At 52.6% G+C, this 15,315-nt stretch carries 13 protein-coding genes and 1 pseudogene; 9 read left to right on the top strand and 5 right to left on the bottom strand.

The features are described from left to right. Window positions 1-10: 10 nt before the first annotated feature. From GBAG_RS19615 to hycI, 4 genes and pseudogenes are all read left to right on the top strand, one after another. Window positions 11-553 (top strand): formate hydrogenlyase complex iron-sulfur subunit, encoded by a 543-nt coding sequence (locus tag GBAG_RS19615; protein ID WP_034499470.1) that lies wholly within the window; start codon window positions 11-13, stop codon window positions 551-553. Then, window positions 553-1,317, top strand: coding sequence for an NADH-quinone oxidoreductase subunit B family protein (locus tag GBAG_RS19620; RefSeq protein WP_034499472.1), 765 nt, complete (start codon window positions 553-555; stop codon window positions 1,315-1,317). Before GBAG_RS19615 ends, GBAG_RS19620 begins: the two co-directional genes overlap by 1 nt. Next, window positions 1,317-1,706: pseudogene (locus GBAG_RS23140) on the top strand (formate hydrogenlyase maturation HycH family protein); the annotation flags it as partial. The gene GBAG_RS19620 and the pseudogene GBAG_RS23140, both read left to right, overlap by 1 nt. Window positions 1,707-1,793: 87 nt before the next feature. Then, window positions 1,794-2,318 carry a hydrogenase maturation peptidase HycI gene (hycI, locus tag GBAG_RS23145; RefSeq protein ID WP_281630449.1) on the top strand — a complete coding sequence of 175 codons (525 nt, stop codon included), beginning with the start codon at window positions 1,794-1,796 and terminating at the stop codon, window positions 2,316-2,318. 63 nt (window positions 2,319-2,381) lie between these two features. Here the strand turns inward: hycI and GBAG_RS19630 are convergent, their stop codons facing one another. Together GBAG_RS19630 and GBAG_RS19635 are read right to left on the bottom strand one after the other, a co-directional pair. Further along, a complete protein-coding gene (locus GBAG_RS19630; RefSeq protein WP_034499474.1) occupies window positions 2,382-2,666 on the bottom strand; it encodes a helix-turn-helix domain-containing protein in 285 nt (94 codons plus the stop codon). Further along, on the bottom strand, window positions 2,663-2,977 hold the full coding sequence (locus tag GBAG_RS19635; protein ID WP_034499476.1) for a type II toxin-antitoxin system RelE/ParE family toxin: 315 nt from the start codon (window positions 2,975-2,977) through the stop codon (window positions 2,663-2,665). The genes GBAG_RS19630 and GBAG_RS19635 overlap by 4 nt, the downstream gene beginning before the upstream one ends. A gap of 250 nt (window positions 2,978-3,227) precedes the next feature. Here GBAG_RS19635 and hydN point away from each other — a divergent pair, with 250 nt between their 5' ends. The 4 genes from hydN (at window position 3,228) to GBAG_RS19655 (ending at window position 9,328) form a co-directional block, all read left to right on the top strand. Continuing rightward, a complete protein-coding gene (hydN, locus tag GBAG_RS19640; RefSeq protein ID WP_034499478.1) occupies window positions 3,228-3,773 on the top strand; it encodes an electron transport protein HydN in 546 nt (181 codons plus the stop codon). 35 nt (window positions 3,774-3,808) lie between these two features. Continuing rightward, complete coding sequence (gene fdhF / locus GBAG_RS19645; protein ID WP_034499479.1) at window positions 3,809-5,959, top strand: formate dehydrogenase subunit alpha; 2,151 nt, start codon at window positions 3,809-3,811, stop codon at window positions 5,957-5,959. 122 nt (window positions 5,960-6,081) lie between these two features. Next, the gene (gene hypF, locus GBAG_RS19650) at window positions 6,082-8,301 is read left to right on the top strand and encodes a carbamoyltransferase HypF (protein WP_034499622.1); all 2,220 of its coding nucleotides are present in this window, start codon (window positions 6,082-6,084) and stop codon (window positions 8,299-8,301) included. Window positions 8,302-8,305: 4 nt separating this feature from the next. Continuing rightward, window positions 8,306-9,328 (top strand): HoxN/HupN/NixA family nickel/cobalt transporter, encoded by a 1,023-nt coding sequence (locus GBAG_RS19655; protein ID WP_034499624.1) that lies wholly within the window; start codon window positions 8,306-8,308, stop codon window positions 9,326-9,328. A 44-nt stretch (window positions 9,329-9,372) separates the two neighbouring features. Here GBAG_RS19655 and avtA read toward each other — a convergent pair whose 3' ends face one another. Both avtA and GBAG_RS19665 read right to left on the bottom strand, forming a co-directional pair. Further along, window positions 9,373-10,626, bottom strand: coding sequence for a valine--pyruvate transaminase (gene avtA / locus GBAG_RS19660; protein WP_034499481.1), 1,254 nt, complete (start codon window positions 10,624-10,626; stop codon window positions 9,373-9,375). A 203-nt stretch (window positions 10,627-10,829) separates the two neighbouring features. Continuing rightward, the gene (locus GBAG_RS19665; RefSeq protein ID WP_034499483.1) at window positions 10,830-12,848 is read right to left on the bottom strand and encodes an alpha-amylase; all 2,019 of its coding nucleotides are present in this window, start codon (window positions 12,846-12,848) and stop codon (window positions 10,830-10,832) included. Between the two features lie 314 nt (window positions 12,849-13,162). On the opposite strand from GBAG_RS19665, the gene GBAG_RS19670 reads away from it, so the two are divergent. Next, a complete protein-coding gene (locus GBAG_RS19670) occupies window positions 13,163-13,996 on the top strand; it encodes a protein bax (RefSeq protein ID WP_034499485.1) in 834 nt (277 codons plus the stop codon). 80 nt (window positions 13,997-14,076) lie between these two features. Here GBAG_RS19670 and xylR read toward each other — a convergent pair whose 3' ends face one another. Further along, the gene (xylR, locus tag GBAG_RS19675) at window positions 14,077-15,255 is read right to left on the bottom strand and encodes a D-xylose utilization transcriptional activator XylR (protein WP_034499487.1); all 1,179 of its coding nucleotides are present in this window, start codon (window positions 15,253-15,255) and stop codon (window positions 14,077-14,079) included. Window positions 15,256-15,315: the final 60 nt, after the last annotated feature.

A 15,315-nucleotide genomic window follows, 5' to 3' on the forward strand; every position in this document is an offset into this window, starting at 1 on the left:
CGGAGTCACCATGTTTAACTTCATCAAAAAAGCCATTAAAGGCGGCGTGGCCACCGAGTCGTACCCGCTACAACCGATAGCCGTGGATCCAAACTTCCGTGGCAAACCGGAACACAACCCGCAGCAATGCATCGGATGTGCGGCCTGCGTTAATGCTTGCCCTTCCAACGCGCTGACGGTGGAAACCGATCTGGTGGCGGGGCAACTGGCGTGGACCTTCAACCTGGGGCGTTGCATTTTCTGCGCGCGCTGCGAAGAAGTCTGCCCAACGGCGGCCATCAAGCTTTCTCAGCAATACGAACTGGCCGTGTGGAACAAAGCCGATTTCCTGCAACAGGCGCGTTTTGACCTGTGCAATTGCCGCCAGTGCCACAAGCCTTTTGCGGTGCAAAAAGAGATTGATTACGCCATTGCGTTGCTTGAGCACAACGGCGACAAACTTGCCGAAGCGCACCGCGTCTCGTTTGAAACCTGCCCGGAATGCAAACGCCAGCAAAGCCTGGTCTCTTCCGACCAAATTGACCTTAGCCGCCAAATTAGAGAGGCCAGCTAATGAGTATGTTACTCGGCCCACGCGACGACAACGGCATGCCAGTGCCAATGACGGTGGATGAGTCCATCGCCGCAATGAAAGCGTCGTTGCTGAAAAAGATTAAACGTTCCGCCTATGTTTATCGTGTTGACTGCGGTGGCTGTAACGGTTGCGAAATCGAAATTTTCGCTACCCTTTCACCACTTTTCGACGCAGAACGCTTCGGGATCAAAGTGGTTCCGTCGCCACGTCATGCGGACATTTTACTGTTTACCGGCGCTGTGACTCGCGCTATGCGTTCCCCCGCGCTGCGCGCATGGGAATCAGCGCCGGACCCAAAAATCTGTATTTCCTACGGCGCATGCGGCAACAGCGGCGGCATCTTCCACGACCTGTATTGCGTCTGGGGTGGCACCGATAAAATCGTTCCTGTCGATGTGTACATTCCGGGCTGCCCGCCAACGCCTGCCGCAACGCTGTACGGTTTTGCGATGGCGCTGGGTCTGCTTGAGCAAAAAATTCATGCCCGCGAAGCCAGCGAAATGGATGCTCAACCGGCGCAGATTCTCCACCCGGATATGGTTCAGCCATTGCGTGTGCGAATTGATCGCGAAGCACGTCGCCTGGCGGGTTATCGCTATGGTCGCCAGATTGCAGACAGCTATATGGAAAACCTGACCGCCGGTGGCGGCAGTGTTCAACAATGGCTGGCACACGAGAACGATCCGCGTCTGACGGAGATCGTCAGCAATCTGGAAGCACTAGTGAAGCAGGAGCGCGTGTAATGAGCGAGTCGGTGGTGTTTTGCCAGCTTAGCCGTAAGTTTGTCGATGAAAACGACAACACACCGAGTGATGCGCAACAGGTGGTTTATTACAGCCTGGCAATCGGCCACCATCTCGGCGTTATCGACTGCCTGAAAGAAAATTTAGTCTGTTCATTTGAGCCTTACAAAGCGTGGATTGCCACGCTTGAAGAGGGCAGCGAAGCGCGGCGCAAAATGGAAGGCGTGCCGCGTTACGGTGAAATCGTTATCGACCAGAACCATGTCGTTTTACTGGCGAAAGCGTTCGATGCCGCAAAACCAACTCAAACTGAACAGCAGCAAGAATGGAGCCAGGAATTGCTCGATATGCTGCAAGCTATTCAACAAGAACCCGCTATTTATTTGATGGTTCGGAGGCGTTATGACCTCGACCAAAATAATTCGAGTTACAGCAAGGCGGCAACTGAGCAAGTCTCCGAGAGCATAGATAACTATGTGACCGGGACGAGCGAAAGCAGCCAACGCGGCTGTGGCTCGAAGAATGAAGGTCGTAACGTTTTGCTGTGCGTCGGCAACACCATGATGGGCGACGATGGCGCAGGCCCATTACTTGCCGAGAAATGCCAGGCCGCCCCACAAGGCGACTGGATTGTTATCGACGGCGGCACCGCCCCTGAAAACGATGTGGTCGCGATTCGTGAATTGCGCCCGGATAGATTGCTGCTGGTCGATGCGACGGATATGGGCCTGAACCCTGGCGAAATCCGTATTATCGACCCGGACGATATCGCCGAAATGTTTATGATGACCACCCACAACATGCCACTCAACTACCTGATTGATCAGTTGAAAGAAGATGTTGGCGAGGTGATTTTCTTAGGTATTCAACCCGATATCGTCGGCTTCTACTACCCAATGACCGACGCGGTAAAAGCGGCGGTTGAGACGGTATATCAAAGCCTGGCTGGCTGGGAAGGAAAAGGCGGTTTCGCGGATTTGGAAGCGCCAGAGTTCGAGTAACCGTTGCCGGATGACGCTGCGCTTATCCGGCCTGGGGGTCTGGCGTCATCCGACAAGCAGATATCAGACGTAATGAATATCCAGTGAAATCCTTGCACCACAGGCCGCGGCATAGCGTTCAAGCATTTTGACACTGGCACTAAGCGGGTTTTTCTCAAGACGGCTAATACCTGACGAGTTTGTTCCAAGCTTATTTGCCAGCTCTGTTTTCGTCAGCCCGGCGCGTTCACGCATCTCGTATAACGCCTGAATGAGCGCGAGTTCTCTATCCGCTTCATGGTAAGCCTGCACAGATTCATCATCACTGAGCATTTTCGTTTTCAGTGCATCAAGACAGACGGGTTTCACTTCATAAACTCCTTCAACCTTATACGTGCAATTTCAATGGCGTTAACCGGCGTTTTAAGCGTCTTTTTAGTAAAAGCATGCAGGATATAAATGGTTTGCCCGTAGCTAAAAGCATAGACCGCGCGAGCAATATCTTTATCACCCACTCGCAGTTCAAAAAGCCCGTTACCCAGCACCCGACTATGAGGCATTCGCAGTTGATTTCCTTCGGATTCGAGTCGTTCAATTAAGCGAAACATTCGGCCTCGCAATTGCGAGGGTAAAGCCACGAGTTCTTCGGCTGCCGCTTCATGCGTCAATATTGTATACATTCTAACCCCTCCGTCCGTTGAAACATAACAAGAGAGGAAACTTTCCCTAACGCATTTTTGGTTTCACGTACAGAGATTGCGAGGCGCTTTCCAGAACCCCTCTGTCATCTGCCCAAATGACATCGTCAAATGTGTCGATGTCACTGTCATCCCTTCCCCGATCAATGCACAACCCCTTGAATCACGCTAGTTTCAAAGTTGGCACACTTTATGTATGTCTATCGCCGACTTATAAAAACAGGAGTCTCTGATGAACCGCTTCATCATTGCTGATTCGAGCAAATGTATTGGCTGTCGCACTTGCGAAGTGGCCTGTGTCGTGTCCCACCAGGAAGCGCAGGATTGCGCGGCATTAACACCGCAAACTTTCCTGCCACGTATTCACGTGATTAAAGGCGTGAATGTTTCTACCGCGACGATGTGCCGCCAGTGCGAAGACGCACCGTGTGCCAACGTCTGCCCTAACGGCGCTATCAGCCGCGAGCATGGGTTTGTGAATGTGATGCAAGAACGCTGCATCGGCTGCAAAACTTGTGTGGTTGCTTGCCCGTACGGCGCAATGGAAGTGGTTGTTCGTCCGGTTGTGCGCAATAGCGGCGCGGGTCTTAACGTGATGGCCGAAAAAGCCGAAGCGAATAAATGCGACCTATGCCACACCCGCGCATCAGGCCCGGCCTGTATGGAAGCCTGTCCAACTAACGCCATTATCTGCGTTGATCGTAACAAACTTGAACAAATGAGTGCCGAAAAACGCCGTCGTGCTGCGTTTGATGCCACTTCATCTTTGATTTTCTAATTACACTGAATTCACTTTTAACAGGTCTGTTACTGATGAAAAAAATTACCAGCGTCTGCCCTTATTGTGGCGCAGGCTGCAAACTGAAACTGGTTGTTGAGAAGAACAAAATTATCCGTGCTGAAGCGGCTGATGGCGTGACTAACCAAAATGAACTCTGCCTGAAAGGTTACTACGGCTGGGATTTTCTCAATGACACTAAGCTGCTCACACCGCGTCTGACGCAGCCGATGATTCGTTACGAAAAAGGCGGGAAACTTCAGCCAGTAAGCTGGGAAGAAGCCATTAGCTATACCGCGAAACGCCTGAAAGCGATTAAAGAACAATATGGCCCGCGCTCAATTATGACTACGGGCTCTTCGCGCGGTACGGGTAACGAAACCAACTATGTGATGCAGAAGTTTGCACGCGGCGTGCTGCATACCAACAACGTCGACTGCTGTGCGCGTGTTTGCCACGGGCCGTCGGTTGCGGGTTTGCAAGTGACGCTGGGAAATGGTGCGATGAGTAACTCCATCGGCGATATCGAAAATTCAAAATGTCTGTTGGTGTTTGGCTATAACTGCGCTGATTCGCACCCGATCGTGGCGCGTCGCGTGATTAAAGCGAAAGAAAACGGCGCAAAAATCATTGTTTGCGATCCACGCCGCATCGAAACCGCGCGCATTGCCGATCTACATTTACAGCTGAAAAACGGCTGCAATATGGCGCTGGTGAATGCGTTTGGCTACGTGCTGCTCGAAGAGAATCTCTACGATACACAGTACGTTGCGAAGTTTGCCGAAGGGCTGGATGCTTACCGCGAGGTGGTAAAAGGCTACGCGCCAGAAGACGTTGAGCACCTGACCGGCGTGCCTGCGCAACAAGTGCGCCAGGCGATGCGCACATTTGCCGCAGCCCCTTCTGCCACCATTATGTGGGGCATGGGTGTAACTCAATTCGGCCAGGCGGTGGATGTCGTCAAAGGTCTTTCAAGCCTTGCGCTGCTGACCGGCAACCTGGGCCGCGAAAACGTCGGTGTTGGCCCGGTTCGCGGGCAAAACAACGTGCAGGGCGCGTGCGATATGGGCGTGCTGCCAAACCAGTTCCCGGGTTATCAGGATGTCGTTGACCCGCAAGTGCGTGCCAAGTTCGCCAAAGCCTGGGGTATCAACGTTGATGATATGGACGACAAAGTCGGCGTGCGTATCACCGAAGTGCCGCATATGGCGATTCACGGCGAGATGAAAGCCTACTACATCATGGGTGAAGATCCGTTGCAGACCGAAGCCGATCTCGGCCTGGTGCGCAAAGGTTTTGAAGCGCTCGATTTTGTGGTGGTGCAAGACATCTTCATGACCAAAACGGCAGAAGTTGCCGACGTTATTTTGCCAGCGACTTCCTGGGGCGAACACGGCGGCGTATTTACCTGTGCCGATCGCGGTTTCCAGCGTTTTGAAAAGGCCATCGAGCCGAAATACAACGTCAAACGTGACTGGGAAATTATCAGCCTGCTCGCCACCGAGATGGGCTACCCGATGCACTACGACAACAACCAGCAAATCTGGGATGAACTGCGCGAGCTTTGCCCGCTGTTCTACGGTGTCACCTGGGAAAAAATGGGTGATATGGGTCACGTGCAATGGCCGTGCCCAACGCTTGATCATCCAGGAACGCCTTATCTCTACAAAGACAGTAAGTTCGATACCCCAACCGGTAAAGGCCAGCTCTTTGCTGCCCAGTGGCGTGCGCCTGCTGAAGTGCCGGATGCCGAATATCCGCTGGTGCTGTGTACCGTGCGTGAAGTCGGCCACTACTCTTGTCGCTCGATGACCGGCAACTGTGCGGCGCTGCAAACCTTGGCCGACGAACCTGGATTTGTGCAAATCAACCCGACGGATGCCGAGCTGCTCAACATCAAAGATAAGCAACTGGTGTGGGTGAGTTCGCGCCGTGGCAAAGTCATTAGCCGTGCGGAAGTGAACGAGCGCATTAACCTCGGCTCGGTTTACATGACGTATCAATGGTGGATTGGCGCGTGTAACGAACTGACGCAAGACAACCTCGACCCGATTTCCAAAACACCGGAAACCAAGTATTGCGCGGTTAACGTCAGCCAGATTGCCGACCAGCAATGGGCGGAAAATTACGCCCAGACAACCTATAGCGATATGAAAGCGCGTTTGCGTCAGGCGGTAGAGGTTTAAAACAACCCTCATCCCTGCCTTCTCCCTGAGGGAGAAGGAGAAACCGTACCCCCTCTCCCCCAGGAGAGGGGGGTGAGGGCGTAAAACATAAAACAGGAAAAATAGTGAATCTTAACGGCGTGATGCTACGCATTCGCGGCAAAGTACAGGGCGTTGGCTTCCGGCCATTCGTCTGGCAACTGGCGCAAAAGCTCAACCTGACCGGCGACGTCTGCAATGACGGTGCAGGGGTGTTGGTGCGCCTGGTGTCACTGCCCGATACGTTTATCAGCGAGCTTCACGCCCATTGCCCACCGCTGGCTCGGATTGATAGCGTCGAGCAAACCCTGATGCAGTGGGAAACGCCGCCGCAGGATTTCACCATTCGCCACAGTGCAGGCAGCACGATGAACACGCAAATCGTTCCCGATGCAGCGACCTGCCCGGATTGCCTGCGCGAAATGAACGATCCAACCGACCGTCGCTACCGTTATCCGTTTATCAATTGCACCCATTGCGGCCCAAGATTCACGATCATTAAAGCAATGCCATACGACCGCCCCAACACGGTAATGGCAGCATTTCCGCTGTGCCCGGCGTGTGAAAGCGAGTATCGCAATCCCATGGACAGGCGCTTCCATGCTCAACCAGTGGCCTGCCCGGAATGCGGGCCGCAAATTAGCTGGCAATGTGGCGAGCAAAAACTTGATCGCGAAAATGCGTTACAGGCCGCAATTACGGCGTTAAAAGACGGGAAAATTGTTGCGATTAAAGGGCTGGGTGGTTTCCACCTGGCGGTTGATGCACGTAACGACGCCGCTGTTTCCCGCTTACGCGCCCGCAAACATCGCCCTTCTAAACCGCTGGCTGTCATGCTGCCCGATTCACATCGGTTGCCCGCAGAGGTAACGGCACAGCTCAACACGCCAGCGGCACCGATTGTGCTAATGGCGAAATCTGCTTTGCACGGATTAAGCACGTTTATCGCCCCGGGCCTGAGCGAAGTGGGCGTGATGCTGCCCGCCAACCCGCTACAACACCTGCTGTTACAGGATTTCGGCGGTCCGCTGGTGATGACTTCCGGCAATCTGAACGGCAAACCACCCGCCATAACCAATCAGCAGGCGCTTGAAGAGTTGGCTGAAATTGCCGACGGTTGGCTGCTGCACAATCGCGATATCGTGCAGCGCATGGATGATTCGGTGGTGCGTGCTGATGGTGAAGTGCTGCGCCGGGCGCGAGGATTTGCGCCAGATGCGCTGCCCTTGCCGCCAGGCTTTGACGCGCTGCCACCCATTTTTGCGGCCGGTTCCGACCTGAAAAACACCTTCTGTTTACTCCGTGGCAACCAGGCGGTACTCAGCCCGCATTTAGGCGATCTGGCTGAAGATGGCGTGGAACAGCAGTGGCAAAAAGCGCGTGAGTTGATGTTTGACGCGTGGGATTTCACGCCAGTGCGCGTCGCGGTGGATGCGCATCCCGGCTATCACAGTTCGCGCCTTGGGCGTGCCATGGGGCTACCGGTGAGCAAAGTTTTACATCATCACGCTCACGCTGTGGCATGCCTGGCAGAGCACGCCTGGCCGCTGGACGGTGGTGATGTGATTGCGCTCACCCTTGATGGTATTGGTTATGGCGAGAACGACCGGCTTTGGGGCGGTGAGTGCTTACGCGTTAATTATCGCGATTGCGAGCATCTCGGCGGCTTACCGGCAGTAGCGCTGCCCGGTGGCGACCTCGCCGCGCGCCAACCATGGCGTAACCTGCTCGCCCATTGCGAGGCGTTTGTCCCGCACTGGCAACAGCGCCCGGAAACCGCTGTGGTCAGGTCGCAAAACTGGTCATTGCTGGCGACGGCCATCACGCGTGGCATTAACGCACCGCTCGCTTCATCCACAGGCCGTTTGTTTGATGCCGCCGCCGCGGCATTAAACTGCGCGCCGCTACAACAAAGTTATGAAGGTGAAGCCGCCTGCCGCTTTGAAGCGCTGGCATCGCAAAGTAGCCAATGTCTCCATCCCGTCACTTTACCCATTATCGACGGCAAACTGGATCTTGCGACCTTCTGGCAACAGTGGTTGAACTGGCACGACTGCGCTGCCGCTCGCGCCTGGGCATTTCATGACGCCCTGGCGAAAGGCTTTGCCGATTTGGCACGTACTCATGCGCAAAGGCTCTCTATTCGCACCATCGCATTCAGCGGCGGCGTGCTGCATAACCGACTGATGTGCGAACGATTTTCGTATCATCTCGCAGATTTCAATCTGCTCTTCCCGACACTGTTACCGGCCGGTGACGGTGCACTAGCATTGGGCCAGGCTCTGGTTGCCGCTGCCCTTTTCACCCTTCCTTCACAAGGATAAAATGATGTTATTGCGTGTTCTTCGTGACAATCCCCGCGCCGCTGTTTTGCTCGTGGTGTTAGTCGCCGCCAACCTGGCCGCCTGGGCCTGGGCGCTGGTTTCGTTCCACCACAGCACCGCGCTGATGGCCGCGAGTTTGCTGGCCTGGTGCTACGGATTACGCCATGCGGTCGACGCCGACCATATCGCGGCGATTGATAACGTGACGCGCAAGATGATGCAGCAAGGGAAACGTCCGTTCGGTATCGGCGCCTGGTTCTCCCTCGGCCATTCCAGCATTGTGGTACTGGCTTCCATCGCGATTGCTGCCACAGCGGCGGCATTTCAAAGTGATATGGACTGGTTCCATGATGTCGGCGGCGTGATTGGTACGGCCGTTTCAGCGTGCTTCTTGCTGGCAATGGCGCTGGTGAATCTGGTGATTTTACGCGGCGTGTGGCGCAACTTCCGTCAGCTAAAGCGTGGCGAAGCGCTGTCTGCTGAAGCGACGGATTTCAACGGCGGCGGCATGATGAGCTGGCTGTTCCGTTCCACGTTTAAGCTGATCAACAAAAGCTGGCATATGTATCTGGTCGGTTTTTTGTTTGGTTTAGGATTTGATACTGCGACAGAAATTGGCGTGCTCGGCATTTCTGCCGCCAGCGCATCCAGCGGGATGTCGATATGGTCGATTCTGGTGTTCCCGGCGCTGTTTGCCAGCGGCATGGCGCTGATTGATACCCTCGACAATATGATTATGGTTGGCGCGTATGGTTGGGCGTTCAACAAACCGCAGCGCAAACTTTATTACAACATGACGATCACCGGCACCTCGGTTGTGGTCGCGCTGTTTATTGGCGGCATGGAAGCATTAGGGCTGTTGGCCGATAAATTCGACCTGCATAACGGCATGTGGAAATGGGTTGATGCGCTTAATGAAAACCTCGGCAATGCGGGCTTTATCGTGGTTGGGCTGTTTATTGCCTGCTGGATTGTGTCGATGCTGAATTACCGCTGGAAGGGGTATGACTCTTTGGTGGTTCGCTAAATCAGACAAACCTTCTCCCTTGCCAGGGAGAAGGTTATTAGAAATTACTTCGATTCAGCCCACGCGCGTTCAATCTCTTCGGCCAGAATTTTCACTCCCGCCTCGATTTTCTCCGGCTCCGGTACGTAATTCATACGCATACACTGATGCGTATGCGGCCACGGCTTATCAAGGCCTGGGAAGAAGTAATCCCCAGGAACCATCAAAACGCCGCGCTTTTTCAGGCGCTGGTACAACAACTCGGTCGAAATCGGCAAATCCTTAAACCACAACCACAGGAAAATCGCCCCTTCTGGTTTGTGGATCAAGCAGCGTTCCGGTGACAAATAGCGGCGAATGGTCGCGATTGTGTCCTGAACACGCTGGTAATAAAACGGTTTGATCACGGTTTCAGACAGACGCAGCAAATCGTTACGCTTAATCATCTCACACGCCATTGCCGGGCCGACACCGCCCGGTGCCAGGCTGATGATGCCGTTCATGTTACTGATAGCTGAGATGATTTTTTCATTGGCGATGATGATGCCGCATCGGCTGCCCGGCAGGCCGAGTTTCGACAGGCTCATGCACAGAATGATATTTGGATTCCATAGCGGGCGCGCTTCGCTGAAAATAATGCCCGGGAACGGCACGCCATACGCGTTATCAATCACCAGCGGAATACCGTGCTGATTCGCCAGCGCATCAAGCTTAATCAGCTCTTCGTCGGTGATGACGTTGCCCGTCGGGTTGGTTGGGCGCGATACGCAAATCATCCCGGTATCCGGGCCGATATGCAGGTGCTCAAAGTCTACGTGATATTTAAACTGGCCTTCCGGCAGCAGTTCGATGTTCGGTCGCGTCGAGACAAACAGGTCTTCCTCAAGGCCGGAATCCGCGTAGCCAATATATTCAGGGGCCAGCGGGAACAGCACTTTTTTAGTGCTGCCATCGGCATAACGACCGGCGAACAGATTAAACAAGTAGAAAAACGCGCTCTGACTGCCATTTGTCAGTGCAATATTCTGCGGGGCAATATCCCAACCTAATTCTTTGCGCAGCATTTCCGCTAGCGCGTCAAGCAAGTCACTTTTCCCCTGAGGGCCGTCGTAATTGCACAGCGCATCGGTCATTTTCCCGTTTGCCAACATATCTGCGAGCAACGCCTGGAAGTAGTCATTCATTGCAGGGATTTGCGCAGGATTACCGCCACCGAGCATGATTGCTCCAGGTGTGCGTAGACCATCGTTGAGGTCCTCCATCAGGCGTGTGATGCCTGCATGGCGGGTAAATTTGTCGCCGAAAAGTGAAAACGTCATAACGTAGATCTGTCTTTGACCATCAAAAAGAGGCTAACCATAACGCCGGATAAGACGTGGTGCAAACCCATTAAGATTAGTCTCTCGTGGTCAATATGCTGCCTGAAACTAACATCCCAGCATTTTATGTTGGATGACGCTGCGCTTATCCAACCTACGGGGGAAGTTGTAGGGCGGATAAGCGCAGCGTCATCCGCCGTTATTTATGGGTTGCCGGCCCAAACCACCAGCACTTTGTCGTCGCCGAATTCACGCGTAAAACCATACCCTTGCTTGATGCTTAATGTGTTCTGTTTACCCGCGCCAATGGCCGGGTGACGGGCGCGGAACTGGCTGATTTTTTGCCAGTGAGAAAGCGTTGCGACGTTTTGCCCCCAATTCATGTCAGAACGCGTACCCTGAAGCGGGTCGGAACCCGTCGGGCCAAACGGGCGCTCCGTTTCATCACCATAGAAAATCTGCACAGCTCCCGGCGCCAGCAGCAATAATTCAGCCGCCCGTTGCCCGCCTTCGCGGAACAACCGTGTATCATGCGATGAAAGGTAGCTAAGAACGTTAAACTCCTGCAATTTAGTCGCCATTTGCTGCCAGGTGAGATCCATATCGGCCAGACAATTGGCTGCTTTTGCTGCTTGCTCCTGGTAATCAAAATTGATCATCGCGTCAAAGCCGCTGCTGTAGTAATCGCTTTTCATCACGCCGTGGCCCCAGGATTCGCCGGTCATCCAGAACGATGCATCATCCAGCTTTTTGTCCGGGTTGGCTTTCTTCCATTCGGCCAGGGCGGCAACCGACTGCTCTTTAAGCTGCTGCCAGCCTGCTTTTTCGACATGCTTCGCGGTATCGACCCGAAAACCGTCGATGCCGTAATCACGCACCCATTGACTGAGCCAATGAGTCAGATAATCGCGCACGGTAGCGTCGGCGATTTCTTTGGCGTGGGTATCAGGCTTATGGCGATAAAAAACAGGTAAACCGGCGGATTGTGTCGATTCGGTTTTCAGGTCAGGCAGGAAGGCCAGGGACATAGTTAAATCATCAAAACCCGGCGTGTCGTAATCACCGATATCCGTACGAATCCAGTTTTCCCCCCACCAATTCTGCCATGCCGCTTTGTCACCAAAGTTGATGTAATCATTGAAGGAATGCCAGCTTTGACCGGAGCCGGGTTTCCAGTCGGTCCAGTGTTTTCCGAGCGTTTTCGTCAGCTCGTCGCCTTTGAGGTACAGCGCGCCAAACTGATATTCCTGCATATCGGCAAGTGTTGCGTATCCGGTGTGGTTCATTACGACGTCGAACAAAATGCGGATCCCGCGTTTATGCGCTTCATCCACTAAGGTGCGTAATTCATCTTCGGTGCCCATATTGGCGTCGAGTTTTGTCCAGTCCATGGTGTAGTAACCATGGTAGGCGTAATGCGGGAAATCGCCTTTTGTCCCACCGCCGACCCAGCCATGGATTTGCTCGAGTGGCGAGCTAATCCATAACGCGTTAACGCCCAACTGCTGCAAATAATCGAGCTTGCGCGTTAAACCCGCCAGATCGCCACCGTGAAAAGTGCCGATTTCTTGCATGCCATCTTTATGACGACCATAGCTGTTGTCATTTTTTGGGTTACCGTTTTCAAAACGGTCGGTCAGGACAAAATAGACGGTGGCGTTGTGCCAGCTAAAGGGGGCGGCCTTTGTGGTGGCGGCGGATTCCAGTAGCAGCAGGCCGTTGCTGTTCGCCGCAGGCATCAGGGTAATCTGGCCTTGCTTTACCGTGGCCGTAGCGCCGCTGTAAAAATCGCGCACTTCACTACCTTCGGCGAAAGTTTTGCTGACATCGAGCGTGAGCGGTTTACCGTCCCATTTTGGGCACTGGCGCGTAACATCGACCGGAGCGGCTTGAGGCGCGCTATTAACGCTCAGGCTGAGCGTAGGCGTCCCGCTGCGCGTATCAATTTGCACCCGATACTCGCCTTCACGGAATAATCGCCAGACTGGAGTCTCGCCCTCACAGGGTTTTAGCGAAAGCGCCTGATTCAACTTGATTGACTCGGCGGGCTGCCAGCAAGCGTCCCCAAGTTTGAGACTGAGCGGCAGCGTCCCCTTCACAAGCTTTGCCTCGCTGACAAATAGCCCCGGATTTTGCTCTTTAAAAGCGGGTAAACCGGGCGCGACCCACGCTGCATGTACAAGGCCTGGGAACAGAAGAAATAACAGAGGTAATGTTTTCATAGGGTTGAGCCTGTGATTATCTTTTATCCAGTGTGGCACTGTTTTAATTAACTGAATTCCTCCCAAAAATGGATAATCGGGGATGAGTTAAAAGGGTGAGTGATGGCGTTATCAATTTACTGAAATATGAGATAACCATCGCATATCACAATACTTTTTGCCGTCATAAGAAGATCGTACGTGACTTCGTTTCAGAATCGGATTATTTCTTTTGGTGCTCTGAAGGTCTATTTTTGTTAGTATCTGCGTTTGCTTTATTCAAAACCTTTGACAATTAAGGCACTGGAAACGTAACGATCCGACCAGGAGATCTAATGATATCAACCCCAATCCGACGATTTGGGGCTGCGATACTTATGTTACTGACCTTCAGTTTTTCAACTGGGGTATTAGCAAGTAAACATGAGCCAAAATCGCATAAAGCCCAATTAACAACGACGAAAAGCACGACGACACACAGTAAGAAGCTGGCAAGTAGTAAAAAAGAGTATTCTCGCAATAGTGAAATAGCATCGCTCCCTGATTTGCGAAAATACCCTTCCGGAACACCTAGAAAAAAAGCGTTTCTCCGGACGGTCATGCCATATATTACAAGTCAAAATGCAGCGATCACGGCTGACCGTAACTGGCTGGTTTCTAAGCAGTATGAGCAACGCTGGTCACCGTCAGAGCGTACACGCCTGAAAGATATCACTAAGCGCTATAAAATTGCGTGGAATGGTAATACTAAGCGTGTGCCGTGGAATACGCTGATGGAAAAAGTCGACATCATTCCTACCAATATGGTGGCAACGATGGCCGCAGCCGAGAGTGGCTGGGGTACGTCTAAACTTGCGCGTAGTAATAACAATTTGTTTGGCATGAAGTGCAGCAAACGCCATTGCAACAGTGAACCAGGCAAAGTAAAAGGCTATTTGCATTACGATTCGGTTAAAGAAGGTGTTAACGCCTACGTAACAAATCTGAATACGCATCCGGCCTACAAATCTTTCCGTAAATCACGTGCTCAATTGCGTAAAGCGGATCAAGAAGTGACTGCCAGCAATATGATTCATAAGCTGAAAGGGTATTCCACACGCGGTAGTAGTTATAACAACTATCTATTTGCGATGTACCAATCCAATCAGCGTTTTATGGCACCGAACTAAATAATTAAAATAGATTGTTAATAATAAGTAATAATTCACGCCTTCAATTAGAAGGCGTTTTTTTTATTAAAAATTAGCATTCAAACCAATATCTCGCTGTGTCGCTCCCGATGTTCCTTCGGCGTTGCGTCATACTCTTTCTTGAAGACTGAATAGAAATATTGCAATGAAGGATAACCGCACATTTGCGATATTTCGTTAATAGACAACGACGTAGAAACCAGCAAGCTGCGCGCCTTTTCGAGCTTTTCAGCGTGAATCATTGCATGAATTGTTTCGCCGACTTCCTCTTTAAAACGCTTCTCAAGGTTCGACCGCGAAATCCCCACAGAATCCAATACCTGTTCTACTTTGATGCCTTTGCAGGCATGGTTGCGAATGTAGTGCATCGCCTGAATGACGGCCGGGTCATGCAAAGAACGATAATCCGTTGAACGACGTTCAACCACGCGCACCGGCGGCACCAACACGCGTTGCAGGGCAAGCGGCTCGTTATCCATCAAACGGTGGAGCAATTTAGCCGCCTGATACCCCATTTGCCTTGTCCCCTGCGCGACTGACGAAAGAGCGACGCGCGACAAGTATCGCGTCAGCTCTTCGTTATCAATGCCAATCACGCAGAGCTTTTCCGGCACCGGAATATGCAGATGTTCGCAGACTTGCAGTAAATGGCGAGCACGAGCATCGGTGACGGCGATAATCCCGGTTTGCGGCGGCAGCGTTTGGACCCAGTCTGCCAGGCGGTTTTGGGCGTGTTGCCAATTTTCCGGAGCGGTTTCTATCCCTTGATATACCACGCCACGGTATTTTTCTTTCGCGACCAATTGGTTAAATGCATATTCGCGCTCCATCGCCCAGCGTTTGCCGCTTGAATTGGGTAAGCCATAGAAGGCAAAACGCTGCACGCCTTTTTCTTTAAGGTGCAAAAAGGCACTCTCCACCAGCGCATGGTTGTCGGTGGCTATGTAATGCACGGGTGGATAGTGTTCAGGCAAATGATAGGAGCCGCCAACGCCGACAATCGGCACGTCCGCCCCATCTAACAAACGCTGGATTTCAGTATCGTCAAAATCGGCGATGACGCCGTCGCCTAACCACTCCTTGATGTTATCGATACGAGCACGAAAATCTTCTTCAATAAAAATGTCCCACTCGGATTGAGACGCCTGCAAATATTCGCCTACCCCTTCCACCACCTGGCGGTCATAGGCTTTATTGGCATTGAATAACAACGTAATGCGATGACGTTTCTCAAACATGCTTTTATTTCCTGATAACAAAACCTTAAGTGCAATACCATAACGGCAACCATGCCGGGC

The organism is Buttiauxella agrestis ATCC 33320, from assembly GCF_000735355.1.
Classification (GTDB): Bacteria; Pseudomonadota; Gammaproteobacteria; order Enterobacterales; family Enterobacteriaceae; genus Buttiauxella; species Buttiauxella agrestis.